The 18,851-nt window shown below is 36.7% G+C and carries 18 protein-coding genes; 6 read left to right on the top strand and 12 right to left on the bottom strand.

What is annotated here, in order from left to right:
- Positions 1 to 108 precede the first annotated feature (108 nt).
- The 6 genes from DF281_RS13250 to DF281_RS13225 all read right to left on the bottom strand — a co-directional run bounded on the left by DF281_RS13250 (position 109) and on the right by DF281_RS13225 (position 6,171).
- Complete coding sequence (locus tag DF281_RS13250) at positions 109 to 390, bottom strand: GNAT family N-acetyltransferase (RefSeq protein ID WP_109350738.1); 282 nt, start codon at positions 388 to 390, stop codon at positions 109 to 111.
- A gap of 14 nt (positions 391 to 404) precedes the next feature.
- Positions 405 to 638, bottom strand: coding sequence for a (4Fe-4S)-binding protein (locus DF281_RS13245; protein ID WP_109350737.1), 234 nt, complete (start codon positions 636 to 638; stop codon positions 405 to 407).
- 57 nt (positions 639 to 695) lie between these two features.
- Positions 696 to 1,241, bottom strand: coding sequence for an NADPH-dependent FMN reductase (locus tag DF281_RS13240; RefSeq protein ID WP_109350736.1), 546 nt, complete (start codon positions 1,239 to 1,241; stop codon positions 696 to 698).
- A gap of 590 nt (positions 1,242 to 1,831) precedes the next feature.
- Positions 1,832 to 3,409: a peptide chain release factor 3 gene (locus DF281_RS13235; protein WP_109350735.1), complete on the bottom strand. Its 1,578-nt coding sequence runs from the start codon at positions 3,407 to 3,409 to the stop codon at positions 1,832 to 1,834.
- A gap of 222 nt (positions 3,410 to 3,631) precedes the next feature.
- The gene (locus tag DF281_RS13230; RefSeq protein ID WP_109350734.1) at positions 3,632 to 5,104 is read right to left on the bottom strand and encodes a UDP-N-acetylmuramoyl-L-alanyl-D-glutamate--2,6-diaminopimelate ligase; all 1,473 of its coding nucleotides are present in this window, start codon (positions 5,102 to 5,104) and stop codon (positions 3,632 to 3,634) included.
- 2 nt (positions 5,105 to 5,106) lie between these two features.
- Positions 5,107 to 6,171 (bottom strand): M42 family metallopeptidase, encoded by a 1,065-nt coding sequence (locus DF281_RS13225; protein WP_109350733.1) that lies wholly within the window; start codon positions 6,169 to 6,171, stop codon positions 5,107 to 5,109.
- Positions 6,172 to 6,281: 110 nt separating this feature from the next.
- Between DF281_RS13225 and DF281_RS13220 the strand changes: the two genes are divergently transcribed.
- Positions 6,282 to 7,877 carry an ATP-binding protein gene (locus DF281_RS13220; RefSeq protein WP_232025940.1) on the top strand — a complete coding sequence of 532 codons (1,596 nt, stop codon included), beginning with the start codon at positions 6,282 to 6,284 and terminating at the stop codon, positions 7,875 to 7,877.
- Between the two features lie 105 nt (positions 7,878 to 7,982).
- Here the strand turns inward: DF281_RS13220 and DF281_RS13215 are convergent, their stop codons facing one another.
- A complete protein-coding gene (locus DF281_RS13215) occupies positions 7,983 to 9,374 on the bottom strand; it encodes an aldehyde dehydrogenase (RefSeq protein ID WP_109350732.1) in 1,392 nt (463 codons plus the stop codon).
- 109 nt (positions 9,375 to 9,483) lie between these two features.
- Between DF281_RS13215 and DF281_RS13210 the strand changes: the two genes are divergently transcribed.
- Positions 9,484 to 11,652: a YhgE/Pip domain-containing protein gene (locus tag DF281_RS13210; protein ID WP_109350731.1), complete on the top strand. Its 2,169-nt coding sequence runs from the start codon at positions 9,484 to 9,486 to the stop codon at positions 11,650 to 11,652.
- Between the two features lie 428 nt (positions 11,653 to 12,080).
- The gene (locus DF281_RS13205) at positions 12,081 to 12,572 is read left to right on the top strand and encodes a hypothetical protein (protein WP_109350730.1); all 492 of its coding nucleotides are present in this window, start codon (positions 12,081 to 12,083) and stop codon (positions 12,570 to 12,572) included.
- 318 nt (positions 12,573 to 12,890) lie between these two features.
- Here the strand turns inward: DF281_RS13205 and DF281_RS13200 are convergent, their stop codons facing one another.
- The 5 genes from DF281_RS13200 to DF281_RS13180 form a co-directional block, all read right to left on the bottom strand.
- Positions 12,891 to 13,895 (bottom strand): inorganic phosphate transporter, encoded by a 1,005-nt coding sequence (locus DF281_RS13200; protein WP_109350729.1) that lies wholly within the window; start codon positions 13,893 to 13,895, stop codon positions 12,891 to 12,893.
- Positions 13,896 to 13,911: 16 nt separating this feature from the next.
- Complete coding sequence (locus DF281_RS13195) at positions 13,912 to 14,532, bottom strand: DUF47 domain-containing protein (protein ID WP_109350728.1); 621 nt, start codon at positions 14,530 to 14,532, stop codon at positions 13,912 to 13,914.
- Between the two features lie 273 nt (positions 14,533 to 14,805).
- Positions 14,806 to 15,378: a histidine phosphatase family protein gene (locus tag DF281_RS13190; protein WP_109350727.1), complete on the bottom strand. Its 573-nt coding sequence runs from the start codon at positions 15,376 to 15,378 to the stop codon at positions 14,806 to 14,808.
- A 58-nt stretch (positions 15,379 to 15,436) separates the two neighbouring features.
- A complete protein-coding gene (locus DF281_RS13185; RefSeq protein WP_109350726.1) occupies positions 15,437 to 16,201 on the bottom strand; it encodes a thermonuclease family protein in 765 nt (254 codons plus the stop codon).
- Positions 16,202 to 16,325: 124 nt separating this feature from the next.
- Positions 16,326 to 16,868 (bottom strand): phosphatidylglycerophosphatase A family protein, encoded by a 543-nt coding sequence (locus tag DF281_RS13180; protein WP_109350725.1) that lies wholly within the window; start codon positions 16,866 to 16,868, stop codon positions 16,326 to 16,328.
- Positions 16,869 to 16,964: 96 nt separating this feature from the next.
- Between DF281_RS13180 and DF281_RS13175 the strand changes: the two genes are divergently transcribed.
- The 3 genes from DF281_RS13175 (at position 16,965) to DF281_RS13165 (ending at position 18,743) form a co-directional block, all read left to right on the top strand.
- A complete protein-coding gene (locus DF281_RS13175; protein WP_109350724.1) occupies positions 16,965 to 17,687 on the top strand; it encodes an alpha/beta hydrolase in 723 nt (240 codons plus the stop codon).
- 76 nt (positions 17,688 to 17,763) lie between these two features.
- On the top strand, positions 17,764 to 18,279 hold the full coding sequence (locus tag DF281_RS13170) for a 2'-5' RNA ligase family protein (protein ID WP_109350723.1): 516 nt from the start codon (positions 17,764 to 17,766) through the stop codon (positions 18,277 to 18,279).
- A complete protein-coding gene (locus tag DF281_RS13165) occupies positions 18,276 to 18,743 on the top strand; it encodes a GNAT family N-acetyltransferase (protein WP_240605553.1) in 468 nt (155 codons plus the stop codon). Before DF281_RS13170 ends, DF281_RS13165 begins: the two co-directional genes overlap by 4 nt.
- Positions 18,744 to 18,851: the final 108 nt, after the last annotated feature.

Here is an 18,851-nt window from a genome sequence, read left to right as displayed (position 1 = left end):
AAGCTAAAAGAAAATGGCGATAAGACCTTTATATCAGTTTTCGAGTTACCAACGGTAACCCTCAAACTGAACGGTATTCATCCCCCACTTATAGAAGATGGGGGAATTCTACCGAACAGATGTTAAAACATCTGCATATTCAGATTTTCGTTCAAATTCCGATTTAGCAAATGGACATAGCGGAAGGATTTTATATCCTTTTTCACGTGCATCATTCACTACTGCTTCAACTAATCTCGCTGCAACACCTTGACCACGTAAAGATTCATCTACCCAAGTATGATCGATGATTTTTAATGTTTCACTCGTAGGTGACATTGTAATCTCGGCAATATTTTCGCCGTTTTTATCATCTAAATAAAAGCGATTTTCTTCTTTTGAAAAATCCATTAGTAATCTCTCTCCTATCGCATAATATATTGTAAAGCACCTGATGGACAACCGCTCACGATTTTCGCAACTTCATCTGCTGAAGCCGCATCCGCATTAATCCATGGCTTATTTTTCAGATTGAATACTTCATTAATACTTGTTACGCAATGAGCGGAATGTGTACATACATTTGCATTGAAGAATACGTCAATTTTCTCTCCACTATACTTGCGGTAGCCTTGATCTACTAACTGCTGTTCATTCATTATACATTCCTCCTTTACTAAACTATTCCCGACTATTTTCGATGAAAACATTCGGCATTATTTAATATATAGTTTAACCCATTCCATAAAGTTTGTGATGACTTGGTCTAAAAATACTTTAGTTCCTTCATCTGTTAAATTTCCATTCCCATCGAATTTCGTATGTGAAGCACCGATGTATACTTCATTCCCTGGTAGCACTGGTGATTGTAAACCTTGTGCGAATAAAATGTCGCGTAATTTAATTTGCGCTTTTACTGAACCTAAGTTCCCCATTGATGTACCCATAACGATTGATGGTTTGCCTAACATGACACGATCCACGCGAGATAACCAGTCAATTGCATTACCTAGTACACCCGGAATTGTCGCATTGTATTCTGGTGTAATCCATAATACAGCATCTGCTGCTTTTACTTTTGCTTTAAAATCTAAAACAGATTGTGGTGCTTCATTTTCAATATCTTGGTTGTACATTGGAATATCATTTAAAGGAAGAATTTCAAGTTCGAAATTTTCTTTATATGTTTTTTGAATATATTTTGCTAGTTCCATATTTAATGATTCTTTACGAATTGATCCTACGATTGCTACTAATTTCATGTGTAATTCCTCCAAATTCATAATTACTTCAAATTGAAGTGTCTTTAATTCGAGATAAATATACACCTTTCTAAAATGCTTTGCAACTCTTTTGTTTTACTTGAAAGAAATAATGAGTGTCGGCGGAAAGCATTCGTTATTTCTGAAAATCGAGCGTTTTGAGGGATCGGTTTCCTTCTCGGGTTTTGGTGTCTAGTTCCAAACGCTATATGCTTTCAGTTCTTCAAATTCTCGGGGAAAAGTGGTAGAGCTTTTACTTTCTCTTCAAACCTTGCAGTACCCTCGCATATGAACGAGCGTTTTCCACTTTTCGTTATTTCTATATTTTCATGACATCTTCAAACCTTGAATCTCTAAAGGTTAGGAATATATAAACTGTTTTCAACTGCATTTGTTTTTTCTTTGAAAGAAATAACGAGGACTCCTGCCGAAATACAAGTACGGAGCAATCCTTTCATTCCACTCACAGTGGAATGAAATAGTGCGACACTTGTCGGTGGAAAGCATTCGTTATTTCTATAGATTTATACAAATATATTTCTATAGATTAAACAAAAAAAGACCCCGGCTTTCGCCGAAGTCCTTCAATTTTATAGTAAGCTATATAATTTAACTTCTGGGTATTTATCGTTGAACCAGCGCATTGCGAATTCATTTTCGAATAAGAATACTTTGTTGCCGTAACGATCGTTTACAAGCATACTACGAGGCCCAGTCATTGAATCCTTAACTGCATCTTCATTCTCGATCCAACGAGCAATTTTACTACCGATTGGTTGCATCACAACATCGACATTGTACTCGTTCTTCATACGATTTTCGAATACTTCGAATTGTAATTGACCAACAGCACCAAGAATTGTATCTTCTGTGTGAAGCGTTTTGTAGTACTGAATCGCACCCTCTTGCACAAGTTGATTAATCCCTTTGTGGAAGTGTTTTTGCTTCATAACGTTTTTCGCTGTTACACGAACGAATAATTCTGGTGTGAATTGAGGTAGTTTTTCGAATTGGAATTTCTTCTTACCGCCAACGATTGTGTCGCCGATTTGATAGTTCCCAGTATCGTAAAGACCGATAATATCGCCCGCTACCGCTTCATCAGCAGTTTCACGATCATCTGCTAAGAAAGTTGTCGCTTGTGTTACCTTGAATGATTTTTCAGTACGAGTCATCGTAATGTTCATACCACGATTGAATTTACCAGAAGCAATTCGTACGAAAGCAATACGGTCACGGTGAGCAGGATTCATATTCGCTTGGATTTTGAATACGAAACCAGAGAAATCTTCATCAGTAGGTTCCACAATTGTTTCCTGTTCTGTTAAACGAGGTTGTGGACTTGGTGCGAATTTCAAGTAAGTTTCAAGGAATGTTTGAACACCGAAGTTCGTTAAAGCCGAACCGAAGAATACAGGTGTTAATTGACCTTTAGAAATCTTATCTTCAGAGAATTCGTTACCCGCTTCATTTAAAAGCATGATGTCATCTAGAGCTTGTGTATAATATGATGTTTTCGTCATATCATTTTCGATATCTAATTCACCTTCCGCATTTAAAGGTAGGAAACGATCTTCTTCCTCTGTACGGAATTGTTCAATACGGTTGTTGAAACGGTCATAGATTCCTAAGAATTCTTTACCCATACCGATTGGCCAGTTCATTGGATATGCATTAATACCAAGAACTTCTTCAAGCTCTTCGATTAATTCAAGTGGTTCTTTACCTTGACGGTCTAATTTATTGATAAAAGTGAAAATTGGAATACCACGCATACGACAAACTTGGAATAATTTCTTCGTTTGAGTCTCGATCCCTTTCGCAGCATCGATTACCATGACAGCACTATCTACTGCCATTAAAGTACGGTAAGTATCTTCCGAGAAATCTTGGTGCCCAGGTGTATCAAGAATGTTAACACGGCAACCATCGTAATCAAATTGCATTACTGAAGATGTTACAGAAATCCCACGTTGTTTCTCGATTTCCATCCAGTCAGAAGTTGCGAATTTACCTGATTTTTTACCTTTTACAGTACCGGCATCGCGAATTGCGCCCCCAAAGTAAAGTAATTTTTCGGTAATAGTTGTTTTACCAGCATCGGGGTGAGAGATGATGGCGAATGTACGGCGAGATAAAATCTCTTGTTCTAATTTTGAAATGCTCATATTTTTTCTCCTTCTACTATCATATATTTTCATAATGGTTGGTTGAAGGTTTGACCTACATCGGCAATCACTTTCCTTACTTATGAGTTTTTTATATGATCGATCATGAATTTACGTTTCTAACCTTATAATTATAACAAAATTACGCATTAAGAAAAAGACCTAAAACAAAGGAAGGGCCTAAACAGTTCAAATCTGTCTAAGCCCCTCCTATTTTATGAATTATTTTCCGTATTTTTCGCGCGCTGCAATTAATGCAATTTCAGCATCACTATGCGGATATTTTGTATTTTCGATAATTTGATAATCTTCATGACCTTTTCCAGCAAATAGAATTAAATCACCAGGTTCTGAAATTTCAACTGCATAGCGAACCGCTTCAGCACGGTCACCAATACATTTGTAATTGTCATGCGTCATACCTTTTTCTAAATCAGTTGTGATTGAATCATATTCTTCATAGCGTGGATCATCAGTCGTTAAAATAACATAATCCGCAGTTGAAGCCATTTTTGCCATATCTGGACGTTTCGATTTATCACGGTTACCACCCGTTCCAATGATGAAAATAATACGGTTTTCACGATATGGTACTGCTGCACTAATCGCTTTTTCAATCGCATCAGGAGTATGTGCATAATCGACAAAAATTGAAATCGGTAATTCACCTGTTTCGATTTTTTGCATACGGCCTTTAATCGGTGCCATTATTTCTAATTGTCCGATAATATCGTCAAGTGCATATCCTTTGCAATAAAGGGCTGCCGTTGCCGCTAAAGCATTGTATACATTGAATTCACCAAGTACTTTTAACTCAACATGTTTCGTACCTTCTGGTGTTTTCATATCGAATTCAGTATGTTCGTCGTGGTATTTAATATTCAATCCTTGGAATACAGCAGCATCATCATGCAATGAGTATGTCCAAATTGGATACGGTGTTAAACCAGCATATGTTTTAGACCAAGCATCATCACTGTTTAATACAGCATGTTTATCCTTCTCTAAATCATGACCAAGTTGCGAGAATAATAATCCTTTCGCATTGCCGTAGTTTTCCATCGTTCCATGGAAATCAAGGTGATCATGCGTTAAGTTTGTGAAGATTGCTACATCAAACTCAACACCCGCAAGTCTTCCAAGCACTAGACCATGAGATGAAACTTCCATAATCATGCCACGACAACCTTCAGCTTTTGCGCGGAAAATCATTTGTTGCGTTGTCAAAGCATCACTTGTCGTATTCGCAGAATCATACATAATACCGTTTAGGTTGAAGCCGATTGTACCTGACAATGCAGAACGAACGCCTAAACCTTGTAAAATATTTTGAATCATTGTTGCGACAGAAGTTTTACCGTTTGTACCTGTTACGCCGAACATCGTTAAATCTTTTGAAGGATAATCGAAGAACTTCGCTGATAAAAGACCTAAAGCACGGCTCGTATCATCAACGATTACTTGTGCAACATCTCCAGTTAATTCTAGTTCATGGTCTACAACTAAGATTGTAGCGCCACTGTCGACTGCTTGTTGTGCAAAATCATGTGCATCAACCGTGTACCCTTTAATACAGATAAAAATAGTTTTATCTTGGACATTTCTAGAATCAATCGCAATGTCTTTAATATTTTCTGGTAAAGTGCCGACGATTTTTTTAATCGGTAAGCATTGCAATAACTGTGTTGCTTGCATCTTTAATTTTCCTCCTCTTCATCAATCATTGGTGACATGACATACGCGTGTAATAGCTCTGCCGTGTTACGTAATGAATCGATATGTGTACGTTCATATGCGTGTGATGATTCAATTCCTGCACCGAATAACGCATGACGTACATCCACGCCTGCTTTAATAGCTGCAGAAGCGTCTGAACCGTAATATGGATAAATATCTAATTTATAATCAATATCATTTTTCTTCGCTAAATCTACTAATTGATGTGTTAATTCATAATGGTATGGGCCGCTTGAATCTTTCGCACAAATTGATACAGTGTATTCGTCAGTTTGCTGACCATCACCGATTGCACCCATATCTACTGCAATGTATTCAACCGTTTGCTCCGGAATATTTGAGTTACCGCCATAGCCGATTTCTTCATTATTTGAAATGTAGAAATGTGTCGTATACGGAATCGTTACTTTTTCTTCTTGAATTAATTTCACTAATTGCAATAGTAAAGCAACACTCGCTTTATCATCTAAATGACGTGTTTTGACGAAACCAGTGTCCGTCAATTCAAAGCGATTGTCGAATGATACAAAATCGCCTACTTCGATGCCGATTGCTTTTGTTTCTTCTGCATTACGTACTTTTGCATCAACACGCACTTCGATATGCTTTTCATCGCGTGGAAGACTACCAGCGCCACGGTAAACGTGAACGGAAGTTTCATGCATTAATATTGTCCCGCGAACTTCTTCACCTGAAGCAGTATGAATTGTACAATACTCACCTTCAACCGCATTCCAATTAAATCCGCCAACCATTGATAAAGAAAGTCGTCCTGAAGATTTCACTTCTTTTACCATTGCGCCTAATGTATCGGTGTGGGCAGTTAATAAACGATGACGCTCATCATTTGAACCTTTAATCGTTACGATGATTGCACCTTTATTCGTAGTTGTGTACGTTACTCCGAGCTGATCAAGAATGGAAGCCATCACATTCATAATTTTTTTCGTGTACCCCGTTGGACTTGGAGTGCATGTTAATCTTTTTAGTAGTTCAACTGTTTGCTGTTCATTAAAAATATTCATTTTGAAAGCTCCCCTCCTATATTTATTTCATAATATCAGAATATGACATTTTCCGACACCGCCAAATACTGTATGATGTAATTACTATTAAAAAATTTCGAGGTGTTTACATGGGACACTCTTCAAGATTAAGAAGTCGTAATAAAGTCGTGCTATCAATCATTACCGCATCGATCGTACTTTATGGATTTGTATCATTGATTCAATTCTTTACAGAAATCAATCATTTCCCACTCTATCCATTTATTTTATGCTTCATAACAATCGCATTATTTCTATTAAAAACGAATGAATTAATTATTTGTACTTTGAATATTATTACATTGAATATATTCCTAATACATATGATTGTAGCTTCAGTGAATCTCTATTTCACTATTTTCTTAATTCTCGCATTATTTATTATCTCCATATATCAGTCGGCTTATTTGAATGCAATTTCCATCTTTCTATTCGGTAGTGAAATCGCATGGTTCTTTTATGTATGGTATCCAGAAATTATAGAATCCATTGGTAGAACAAATCTTACGGTACTTATTATTATACTCTCATTTTTAAGTGCAATCAGCTTAATTCAAGGATTTTATTTCAGTATGTCCTATAAAAATATTGAAACAAAAAGCAATGAAGTTGAAAAGGATTTCTTATCAAAGGAAGGCTACTTAAAACTATTTTTTGAAAATGCGAAAGATAGTATTGCTGTATTTGATTTAAACAATCGAGTAATCGCAGTAAATCCAGCTTTTGAAAATTTATATGGTTGGAAAGTAGATGAATGTATCGGCAAACATTTACCGATGGTGCCACCTGAACATTTTGAAGATTCTTGTGACCGAATTAATCGCATGAAAACTGGCGAAAACTTTCACTTACTCGAAACCGTTGATATGAAAAAAGACGGTACAACATTTGAAGCTGAAGTTACACTATCACCAATTTTCAGTGATCAAGGTGAAATCATTGCTACATCTGTCATTACACGTGATATTTCATACCGCAAAGAGACAGAGCAATTACGCATACAGTCCGAAAAACTGAATCTTGCAGGAGAGATTGCAGCTGGTGTGGCACATGAGATTCGCAACCCACTTACTGTAATTGTTGGATTTATTCAAATGATGCAAGTCGATGAAAGCTCGCCATACGCTTATTATTACAAGTTAATTAATGAAGAAATAGAGCGAATCAACTTGATCATCAATGAGTTTTTAATTCTTTCGAAACCACATGCTCGCGAAACGAAGCAGTTTGAAATCAACGAGTTACTGCATAAAACAGCATTGCTTTATGAACCGAATATGAAAACGAGTCAGATTCAATTTGATGTAGATTTAGAACAAAAAGATTTAATTGTGAACGGCGACGCTAATCAATTGAAACAAGTATTTATCAATATTTTAAAAAATGCACTTGAAGCTTCACATTCAAATGATTCGATTTCGATGAAAACTTCAATGGAAAATGATGAAGTCGTAATTTCGATTCAAGATACTGGTGCTGGAATGTCCAAAGAAGTGGTGAATCAAATTTTCCAACCATTCTATACGACGAAGGAACACGGAACTGGTTTGGGTATGATGATTACGCAGAAAATTGTCCAGGAACATGAAGGAACGATTAACATCGAAAGTGATTTAGGCTACGGAACGAAAATTTCGATTAAACTGCCCATTTTGCATAGCGCATATGCTGGTGTAAAAAGTTAAATAATTGTTCCCGCTACTGTTTATCTAATTTAGGCAGTAGCTTTTTTTATAAAAAATAAGACCACCCTTCATGATGGAGGGTGATCTCACTGAAAAACGTAAAACTTATCTTAAAATTGTTTTAACAAGTGTCGTTTTTTGCTTATAAGGTGGATATAATAGTCCATTTGCTAATTTTGATGATCTTTTCAAAATCGATTTCTGGTGTGTAAAAGCATCAAAACTCGCTTTCCCATGATAATTCCCTACACCTGATTCCCCTACACCACCGAATGGTAGATGAAGTGAGCCTACATGCGTAATCGTTTCATTAATACAACCGCCACCGAACGGCAATTCCTCTAAGAAATATTGAATCGCTTTTTCTGTTTCAGAGAAGAAATAAGCTGCTAATGGTTTCGGCTTTTGGCGAATTTCATTCACAACTTGCCCTAAATCAGCGTACGTTAAAATCGGCATGATTGGACCGAAAATTTCATCTTGCATAATCGGGCTATCCCACGTAATATCTTGTAAAACTGTCGGTGCGATATACAAATCTTCACGATCCACTTCCCCACCGAATAGTACTTGAGATTTTTCCTTTTCAAGTAAGGCATGCAAACGGTCGAATTGACGTTCATTAATGATTCTGCCAAAATCCTTGCTCTTCTGCGCATCATTGCCATAGAATTTTTGCAAAGTTTTCTTCAATTGACGGATGAATGACACTTTCACCGATTCATGCACAAATACGTAATCAGGTGCGATACAAGTCTGTCCTGCATTGACATATTTCCCCCAGACAATCCGTTTCGCAGCAACTTCTAAATTCGCTGTTTGATCTACGATGACTGGGCTTTTACCACCTAATTCTAAAATATGTGGCGTTAGTCGATTAGCTGCTGCTTTCGCAACAATTTTGCCGACCGCTACACTTCCCGTGAAGAAAATAAAATCAAAAGGTGCATGAATTAATGCGCTCGTTTCATCTTTTTCCCCTTCTACAACCGCTACATATTCTTCATTAAATACTTCTTCTAAAATTGTACGGATTATTGCACAAGTAGCTTTTGCTGATTCGGAAGGCTTCACGACAGCGGTATTGCCACCGATAATCGCACCAATTAAAGGCTCCATTACGAGTTGGAATGGATAATTGAATGGCCCAATAATTAGCGTAACACCATACGGATCTTGTACGATCATACTTTTTCCCGGTTGGAATTGGACAGGTGTTGGCACAGAAGTTGGATGCATCCATTCTTCTAAGTATTTCAAAGCATGTGAAATACTCGCATACACAATGCCAATTTCAGTCGTATATGCTTCAAAATCACTTTTACGTAAATCCTCATATAATGCTTTTTTGATGTCTTTTTCATAATTCGAAATCATTTTTTTTAACAATTTTAACTTTTCTTTTCTAAATGCTAAAGGCTTCGTGACCCCAGAGTGGTAATAGGTTCTCTGGCTCTGAATTAACTGATGAATCTTGTCGGCTGTGACATTTGCCATTGTGCTTCCCCTCTACTTTCCGTTACGATATATTTTCAGTATAGCACTGACATAGAACTCGCTTCAACGCGCATCATTTTGGGTATTGTTTACAAAAGGAGTGGAGACCATGAAACATAGCTGGAATATCTTCAAACAAGATATAAAACAATTGATGACCAACTGGGTTTCCGCTGTCATTATCGGTGGATTAATCGTACTTCCCTCACTCTACGCTTGGTTAAATATAGCCGCATCTTGGGATCCCTATGGCCAGACAAGTCAAATTCCAGTCGGCATCGTCAATCAAGATGAAGGTGGCGTCATTAACGACCAGAAAATTACCGCAGGAGATGAACTCGTCAAATCCTTGCAGAAGAATAAGGATATGGATTGGCAATTTGTCAATCACGAAAAAGCGATGGATGAATTAGAAAATGGTGACCTCTTTGCCGTAATCGTCATTCCAAAAAACTTCTCCGAGAAATTAAGTACAGTGACGGATGATGAACCAGAGAAAGCTCAAATGCAATATTATGTAAATGAGAAAATCAATTCCATTGCACCTAAAATCACAAGTAAAGGTGCTTCAACAATCGTGAATACGATGAGTAGTGAATTCATCGGAACAGTAAACGGAACAATTTTCGAACTATTTAATAATCTTGGCGTTGAAATTCAAAATGATATGCCAGACATTAAGCAATTCGAGAAATTTGTCTACCAACTTGAAAAAGACTTACCGGGCATTCACGATGAGATGAAAAACGCTCAAAAAACAGCAAATGAAGCAGATCAAATGCTGAAGGAAGCAAAAGCTCAAATTCCTGAAGCGCAGAAGCTAACAGCAGAAGGCTTGAACACCGTAACAACAGCTCTCGCCTATGTGAATAGCGCGCAGAAAGTGGTCGACCAAATCGGCCCTCGCATCGATGCTGACATTAAAAAAATTCAGCAAACAATGAAAGATATTGATGCGGTGCGAACGAAAATAAACAATACAAAAATTGATACTACTGCAATTACCCAAACGCGCGATCAATTGAAAAAGCAAACGACTCGTAATATTGAAAGACTTGAGACGATTGAACAAGCTCTCACAGCATTACATGTCTTCAATAAGGAAAAAGAGTGGGATGCAGCAAATTCTAAATTAGAACCTGCCATTAAAAAGGTTCGTCAGTCTAAATCTGATTTACAAACAACTTTAGCTACCATTGAGACGATTGAAGATGGTGTGACTGCCGCAAAAGCAGACTTGCAACAATCTAAGAAGCAATTAGATGAAGTTGCGCTTGATGCAGAACGTACGATTAATCATCTGATTGAAACATACCAAACGACAATCTCACCCGATGTTAATTCAGAGTTGGCAACCGCTAAGAAAAGTTTAACGGAAGCGCAAACAATGCTTACGGATTTACAAACTGCATTACCGAAAGCAGAAGCGATTATGAAAGACACTTCTGGCTATGTCCATGAAGCGCAGAGTGGTCTAAAAGATGGTTTAGCGCAATATCCTCTTATTAAAAACAAAGTGGATGAACTAGCGAATAAGCTGCGTAAATTCGACAAAGAAATTGATTTGAATAAAGTCGTGCAATTATTATTAAATGATCCTAACAGCGAAAAATCATTCTTTGAAGAACCAATTCAACTGAAGGAACATGCCTTATTCCCGATCAAAAACTATGGTACAGGTATGACACCATTTTACGCTGTACTTTCACTTTGGGTTGGCGCATTACTACTGATTTCTTTACTAAGTGTTGGAAGTTCACATAAAGGTGATTCTTCTCCTCGACAAATTTATTTAGGAAAACTATTCACATTTTGGACAATTGGTATTTGTCAGGCATTAATTATGTCGCTTGGAACGATTTTCATCATCGGTGTCGAGCCAGCAAATCCCGTTTACTTTGTTCTATTCTGTGTATTTTCTAGCTTAGTATTTATGTCGATTGTCTATACGCTCGTGTCCCTATTCGGAGATGTTGGTAAAGCATTGGCAATTGTCTTGCTCGTTCTTCAACTTGCAGGCGCGGGTGGAACATACCCTGTCGTCTTACTACCGAAGTTCTTCCAGATCATCAACCCATTCCTACCATTCACCTATGCGATTGAAATGGTTCGTGAATCCGTTGGTGGAATCATCTGGTCGAAAGTCGGGCTTGATGTCCTCGTTCTTTCAGTCATTGCGCTATTATTTATCGCAATTGGCTTACTATTCAAAAAGCAAATCAACAAATATACCGAAAAACTTTTAAAGAAATCGCGTGAATCTGGTTTATTTCACTAGACAAAGTTTTTCAATAGAGTATAATAGAACCTTAGGTGCCAAACCTTATCGTTATTTTTCTTCGGAAGAATAACAAAAGAAACTCTCATAACAGCACGGATTGCTGGAGAGTTTCTTCTTAAAGTGAGCGGGGAAATTTCGATGAGCCCCCGCTCTATTTTTATGCCTTTTTTTACATAGTATGAGTGTGTCTGATTTCTTAGACACACTCTTTTTTTATTGCTATGAAAATTCGAGGGAAACCTTCTTTCACATTAGATTATATTTGCTCATTCAATAACTTTTGAACTTAGGAGATTTCTTTTAATGAAGTTATTCGAGGCGAATTAGATAAACTTTTGAAACAGCAAAAGAATATTATTTAAATTGAATACTTGATATATTTTTATTTATTACTATTTTAAAATAAAGTAAAGGAGATGTATTATATGGCAAAAATTACACCTATCATTATTGCAACCGTTTGTTCAATAACGTTATTTTTAACTTCAAGTGGAAAAGTAGTAGCATCTAGCGATAGACCTTTGATAACCGGAAATATAAGTTCTATCTTCAAGTATAAATTCAATAAGAATGAACCGTTTGAAGCTATTGTGACTACTACGTCAAATAAAAAAATAAAATTAATTATTGAAAAGAATAAAGTGTTTTATACAAACTACATTTATGAATCAGTGTGGGATTACAAACTAGCTGAAAATTTAACAATAAAATTAGCAAGCGAGAATAAGATCAAGATTAAAAAAGGTAAATTCTATTCTAAAAATAAATTATTCTCTGGAAAAATAAAAACAAAAAATACTTTGGTCCGCCCCTTAAGTGGAAAAGCGTATTTTTATTTGAAAGGAACAATTAAAAAAGGAGTCCTAATAAGCGGGACAGAATACATGATTGACTCTAATTCAGTATGGCCTGGTTAACTTCTTTTATTTAATAAGGTTTTTCTCTCTCCTATCCTCATTTTTAGAGCCTAACGAATAGTAGTCGGGCTTTTTTCCACACTCATCAACATTGAAAGAAATAACGAGGACTCCTGCCGAAAAACAAGTGTGAAGCAATCCTTTCTTTCAACCTAAGTGGAAAGAAATAGTGCGGCACTTGTCGGCGGAAAGCATTCGTTATTTCTGTCTAGTTCCAAACGCTACAACGTGAATTGTTTGAAAACCCCAACATATATAATAGAACCAAAAAATGGACCATGCGAAAGGCATGATCCATCTATACATTATTCTTTTAGATCAATAAGAAATGAATAGGCTTAAAACCCAGTAAATTGACGCTGCTAGTGTTGCTGCGATTGGAAGTGTAATAATCCAAGTCATAACGATCTTACGCGCTACGCCCCATTTAACACCTTTCACACGCTGTGCAGCACCTACACCCATAATTGCAGAAGAAATTACGTGTGTTGTAGATACTGGTAAGTGAATTAATGTCGCACCGAAGATGATTGTTGCAGAAGATAAATCAGCTGCTACACCATTTACAGGGCGAATTTTCATAATCTTACCACCAACAGTTTTAATAATTTTGTAACCACCGATTGAAGTACCAAGACCCATTGCTAACGCACAGGCGAATCGTACCCAACCTTGAACTTCATCATCTGACTGCCAACCAGCAGCGATTAAAGCCATCGTAATAATACCCATCGCTTTTTGCGCATCATTCGTACCGTGTGTGAATGATTGAATTGCTGCTGTACCAATTTGAACAGTACGTAAACCTTTGTTCGTACGCGTTAAATGCGCACGACTGAATAAAACTTTGAACAAACTCATCATTAAGAAACCGATTACGATTGCAATAAATGGTGAGAAAATCAATGCTTGTAGAATTTTGATAAACCCTGAATAATTTAGTACGCCAAATCCTGCTGCCGCAATTGCTGCACCGGCAATTGAACCGATAATTGCGTGAGAAGAACTTGAAGGTATACCGAAGTACCAAGTAATCAAATTCCAAGCGATTGCTGATAATAATGCTGCTAAAATAACAAGAGTACCATTTTGCAATGCGAATGGATCAACAATATCACTAGTAATTGCTTTTGCAACACCTGTGAATGTAATCGCACCGACAAAGTTCATGATTGCTGCTAATAATACAGCTACTTTTGGCTTTAATGCACGAGTTGAAACTGAAGTTGCGATGGCATTTGCTGTATCATGGAATCCATTAATAAAGTCAAATGCTAACGCGCAAACTACAACAAGTAAGGTTAAGACTAATAAAGTATCCATTTATGTACCGTCCTACCTATGCATTTCGCATAATGATTGTTTCCATCGTATTCGCTACGTTTTGGCAATCATCTGCGATATCCTCTAATTGTTCATAAATATCTTTGAACTTAATTATGCGGATTGGATCTTTTTCGTGTAAGAATAATTGCTTGATTGAAGTACGTAATACTTCGTCACATTTACTCTCATAATCTTTAATTAAAATAGCATTGTCGCGCATTTCAACTAATTTTTTAACTTTTAATTTTTCCATTGCTAATACGATTTCGTCTGCTGACTTAACGATATAGCTAATAAATCTATTCATTGATTCATCAATTTCAATAAGTGAGAACATATCGAAGTGTGCAATACACTCTTCCATACCGTCTAATACATCATCCATGCTATTTGCTAAAGCTAAAATATCTTCACGCTCGATCGGAGTCATAAATGATTTGTTTAACATAACAATCAATTCATGAATTAATTTATCTCCATCCGTTTCGTACTTTTTCATTTGTGTACTGATTTCTTGTAAATCCTCAACTGAAGTAATGCGGAAATCGTTAGCATAGTGCATTGCTACTTGAACATTTTCTGCAATTCTTCCTAAAATATCAAAAAACGGATCACTCTTTTTACGATTAAACATAAATTCCTCCTGAAAAACATAAATGTGTTTTGTAGTTCGAGTTGTTGCCAAAAACATCTTAACAATATTTTAGATGAAAAGTGATGAAATTTACATTAATTTATGTAACATTTACAATTCTGTAACATAACTTTTCGAAAAGTCGTCGAACTTCTATTTTTTAGTCAAAAACAGCTTCTTTAGTCCCCATTCTTCATATTATATATCTCAAATTTTTACAACTAAAAAAGTTGAGTTAGCAAACATAAATGCCAATCCCAACTTTTTGAATGATTATTTTTGTAAATGAGAAATATGATTATATTCTTTTAAGAGCCATTTTCCATCTTTACAAACCATTGTGCTGACGCCACCATTCGAAAGTCTCGCATGTTGTGGGAAGAAATCATCATTTTCTACTATTTGAAATAGTGTATGGATGACAGCTCCATGTGCAATCAATGCGACCTCACCGACTGGATATTGTTCGTGGATTTTCTTCAATCCCGCAATTAGACGTTTGCGAAACACTTTATAATTTTCTTGATGCGGGTAATTTTTACGCGGAAAAACCTTTGATCGTTCTTCATACGTCATCCCTTCCGCATCTCCAAAAGTTCTCTCTCTAAATTCAGCTAATTCTATGACAGGAACTTGGATTTCTTCATTTATAATTGCTGCGGTTTCACTCGCTCTTCTTAGAGGACTTGTGTAAATTGCTTCGACTGGTAATGCGTGAAAAAACTTCCCACAATCTCTCGCTTGCTGTCTTCCAGCATCATTCAATGGAATATCTGTCGCCCCTTGCAACTTACCCGCTCGATTCCAATTCGTCTCCCCATGTCTTGCAACATAAATCTTGGTCACTGTCTCACCCCTTACAGTTCGTTCGTATATTTACAATTTTTACTATACCATATTTTTCCTAACTAGCTGCTTTGAATCCTGCTTTTTCTGCATCTTCTTTTGAACAGAATAATTGTTCCTCTTTCACTTGTTCATAATTTGTATCGCCTGGAATGAAATACGTCTTATTTCCTTTTGCATTAATATTCCCTTTAATCATACAATCTTGTTTTTGTGAATTGTTATTATTTGATTGTGTAGTCGTTTTTGGTAATTGCTTCCCTTGTGTCCAATTTGGTACTGCTGACTTCACAAAACCTCGATCCGTCACATAACCAGGATATTGCCAAATGCCTTTATTCGCTTTTTGTGCTTCTTTTTGAGCTGCATAATATTCATCTAAATGAGCCGCTTTTTTGTTATACACATAGCCTACTCTGACATAGCCAGATTCGATTAATTTCTTTTGAACCGACTCGCCATCCGCATATACATACGCTAAAAGTCTGCCGTACTTATCTTCTTTATCACCTGTTTTGTCGAATTCCAATGATACAGTTTTCGCATTATCTAATAATTGACGATTCAAAGTTTGCGCTTCTTTACCAAAAGGCTGCTCCCCTAATTCTTTATGGTACATTTCAGGTGCATCAATTAGTAAAAAGCGGACTTTCTTTTCTTCCCCTTTATACTTCACTTTCATCGTATCGCCATCCATTACGCTGACGACTTCAACCGCTTCACCTACTGTTTTTCCATTGTTCGTTGTCGTTGCTTTTTCTGTACAACCAGCCATGATGACCATAAAAGCCATGACAATTGCTGCAAATAAGATTTTTTTCATGTCATTCATCCTTACATTTTATGTAGTTTTCTACTATTTTACCTCACTTCAAGACGATTGTCCGTTCTTAGAAATAAAAAAGAATCACGATAATTAATCGCGATTCTGCTTCTCTATTTCTTCTTTAAACTGTCATACCTTCAGCTAGTTTAATGCCGCTCTCTTCCATATCACGAATTCTATGAGCCAGTCGTGATGAAGCTGCTGCCGCAATTGCACCGACTAAATCGTCTAGGAAAGTGTGTACACCTTCATTTGTTTTCGTATCTAATTGATTGATGATGCCGACTTTATGTTTATCTAAATGGCCGTATGTTGTAACACCGACACTACCATATGTTAAAACTGCACCAAGAGCAATCGTCTCATCGACACCAAATAAACCTTCATCAGTCTCGATAATTTGTTGAAGTGGTTGTGATAATAAATTTTTCTCCGCTAGTTCATCTAATTCGATTCCAACTAATAAAGCGTATTGCATCTCACGTTTACGAAGAACTGCATCTACCGCTTCAATACAATGATCCAATGTTAATCCTTCATTATATGTATATTGCATCTCATATACGATTTCACCGATATCTCTTAATGTCACGCCTCTACGCTCAAGTGCTGCACGAGCGGCTTTCGAAACTTCTACCGAAGGAACTGGTTGTTTTTTATCCATTTTAATACCTACTTTCTTCTATTTCACTTCTATAGATGAAGTGCATCATCTTCTATGATACAATTTTCCTACAAATTATTAAAGGAGTGCTTTTTTTTGGAAAAGGGATCTTTAGCAACTACGATGCTCTATAGCAATGCTTTACAAGAGGAAATGAAATTATTAATTTATACGCCAGCGAATTATACACCGATGATGACCTACCCTGTCGCCATCGCAAATGACGGTAATGATTATTTCCAATTAGGTAGTCTATCGCGAATTTTGGACGAAAAAATTGAGGATGGTGAAATCGATGAACATATCGTCGTCGGCATTCCGTATATTAATTCCGAAGATCGTCGCCAAAAATATATGCCAAATGGCGAAAAACATGATGCCTATTTAACTTTTTTAGCAGAAGAATTAGTGCCGTATCTTGAAGAAAACTATTCCATTTCAGATGCACCCGATGAACGGATTTTAATGGGAGATTCGCAAGCCGCGACAGTTTCGTTGTTGGCGCTAGTCAAATACCCAGATGTGTTCCAACAAGCTATTTTACATTCTCCACATATTACGGACGAAGTGTTGGAACTCGTAAAAGATTTGCCAAAAGGCATCGATTATCATATTTATCATGCAATTGGAAAAGGAGAAGAAACCGTCCATACGAAAGATGGTCAGGTGAAAGATTTCCTGACGCCGAACCGCCAATTACATGAACAATTAGATGATCAGAAAATCGATTACGACTACGTAGAACTTGAGGGCGACCATACATGGAAGACTTGGAAACCTGATTTACCAAAAGCAATAATGCGTATTTTCCATAAATAAAATGTTTTATTGAGCGAAAAACCCTTTCAATTTGTTATAATGTTTATATAAAAATATTTTTATTGGGGGTTTTTCTATGAAATATGGTATCGTTGCTTTTCCATCAAAGGAAGTTCAAGATTTTGCAAATTCTTATCGTATGCGTTATGACTCACATTACGCGCAATTACCACCTCATATTACGCTTCGTTCTGAAGTAGAAACAGATGAAGCTGGCTTAAAAGCTGTCGCGGATCAATTATTAGAAATTACAAAAAATGCACAGGCATTTGATATTTCAATTCCAAAAGTCGGCACTTTTAAACCCATTAATAATGTAATTTATTTAAAAGTCGATGCAAGTGAACCACTTTATGACTTGAACAAATCATTACACATTGATGCATTAGGTGGCGCTGCAGAATATCAATATGTGCCACATATTACGCTTGCTCAAGGTATTACAGCAGACGAGTTAGATGACATTTACGGTCAACTGCGTATGACTGCTATCGACTTCAAAGAGACAATTGATCGCATCCATTTACTATATCAACTTGAAAACGGCTCTTGGACAGTGTTTGAGACTTACCGTTTGCAAGGTACTGAATGACGATGGCGTTAGATTTACTCGTAAGACTCGTCCAAACACCTAAAGAACTTGAGGATGCTTTCTTTGTTAGACGAGAAGTTTTTGTGAAAGAGCAGGGTATTCCATTACCGTTAGAACAAGACGAGTACGATGAAATTTCCCAACATATTGTTGCTTATCATGAAGGTGAGCCGATTGCTGCTGGTCGTGTGCGTTTATTAGATGCACATGTTGCCAAGGTTGATCGCATTTGTGTACTACCACAATTCCGTCGCCAACAAGTCGGTGTTCGCATGATGCAAAAGCTAGAACAATATGCGACTCGAACAGATAATGACTATGATGTACATGTCATTAAAATATATGCACAAATCCATGCTGTTCCGTTTTATGAGACACAGGATTATCGCATTACATCTCCAGAATTCATCGATGGTGGTTTACCTTACCGTGCGATGGAAAAAAGATGGCTCTTTGTCAAATAACGTTGGTGAGAGTTTTCAATTGAATAAAAATCGATTGGTTTGAGCGAGATCACGTTTCATTTATGAAGCGTGGCTCGCTCTTTTTAAATGGAAATGTAAGTAGATTCG

It is taken from the genome of Kurthia zopfii, from assembly GCF_003143955.1.
GTDB lineage: Bacteria > Bacillota > Bacilli > Bacillales_A > Planococcaceae > Kurthia > Kurthia zopfii.
This window is presented reverse-complemented; position numbering and strand designations above follow the sequence as displayed.

Excerpts from the sequence above, each read along its gene's own strand:
- DF281_RS13170 (WP_109350723.1), top strand. The coding sequence starts at position 17,764 with ATGAAATATGGTATCGTTGCTTTTCCATCAAAGGAAGTTCAAGATTTT.
- DF281_RS13225 (WP_109350733.1), bottom strand. The coding sequence starts at position 6,171 with ATGAATATTTTTAATGAACAGCAAACAGTTGAACTACTAAAAAGATTA.
- DF281_RS13235 (WP_109350735.1), bottom strand. The coding sequence starts at position 3,409 with ATGAGCATTTCAAAATTAGAACAAGAGATTTTATCTCGCCGTACATTC.
- DF281_RS13185 (WP_109350726.1), bottom strand. The coding sequence starts at position 16,201 with ATGAAAAAAATCTTATTTGCAGCAATTGTCATGGCTTTTATGGTCATC.
- DF281_RS13245 (WP_109350737.1), bottom strand. The coding sequence starts at position 638 with ATGAATGAACAGCAGTTAGTAGATCAAGGCTACCGCAAGTATAGTGGA.
- DF281_RS13205 (WP_109350730.1), top strand. The coding sequence starts at position 12,081 with ATGGCAAAAATTACACCTATCATTATTGCAACCGTTTGTTCAATAACG.
- DF281_RS13250 (WP_109350738.1), bottom strand. The coding sequence starts at position 390 with ATGGATTTTTCAAAAGAAGAAAATCGCTTTTATTTAGATGATAAAAAC.
- DF281_RS13200 (WP_109350729.1), bottom strand. The coding sequence starts at position 13,895 with ATGGATACTTTATTAGTCTTAACCTTACTTGTTGTAGTTTGCGCGTTA.
- DF281_RS13230 (WP_109350734.1), bottom strand. The coding sequence starts at position 5,104 with ATGCAAGCAACACAGTTATTGCAATGCTTACCGATTAAAAAAATCGTC.
- DF281_RS13210 (WP_109350731.1), top strand. The coding sequence starts at position 9,484 with ATGAAACATAGCTGGAATATCTTCAAACAAGATATAAAACAATTGATG.
- DF281_RS13195 (WP_109350728.1), bottom strand. The coding sequence starts at position 14,532 with ATGTTTAATCGTAAAAAGAGTGATCCGTTTTTTGATATTTTAGGAAGA.
- DF281_RS13165 (WP_240605553.1), top strand. The coding sequence starts at position 18,276 with ATGACGATGGCGTTAGATTTACTCGTAAGACTCGTCCAAACACCTAAA.
- DF281_RS13240 (WP_109350736.1), bottom strand. The coding sequence starts at position 1,241 with ATGAAATTAGTAGCAATCGTAGGATCAATTCGTAAAGAATCATTAAAT.
- DF281_RS13180 (WP_109350725.1), bottom strand. The coding sequence starts at position 16,868 with ATGGATAAAAAACAACCAGTTCCTTCGGTAGAAGTTTCGAAAGCCGCT.
- DF281_RS13215 (WP_109350732.1), bottom strand. The coding sequence starts at position 9,374 with ATGGCAAATGTCACAGCCGACAAGATTCATCAGTTAATTCAGAGCCAG.
- DF281_RS13220 (WP_232025940.1), top strand. The coding sequence starts at position 6,282 with ATGGGACACTCTTCAAGATTAAGAAGTCGTAATAAAGTCGTGCTATCA.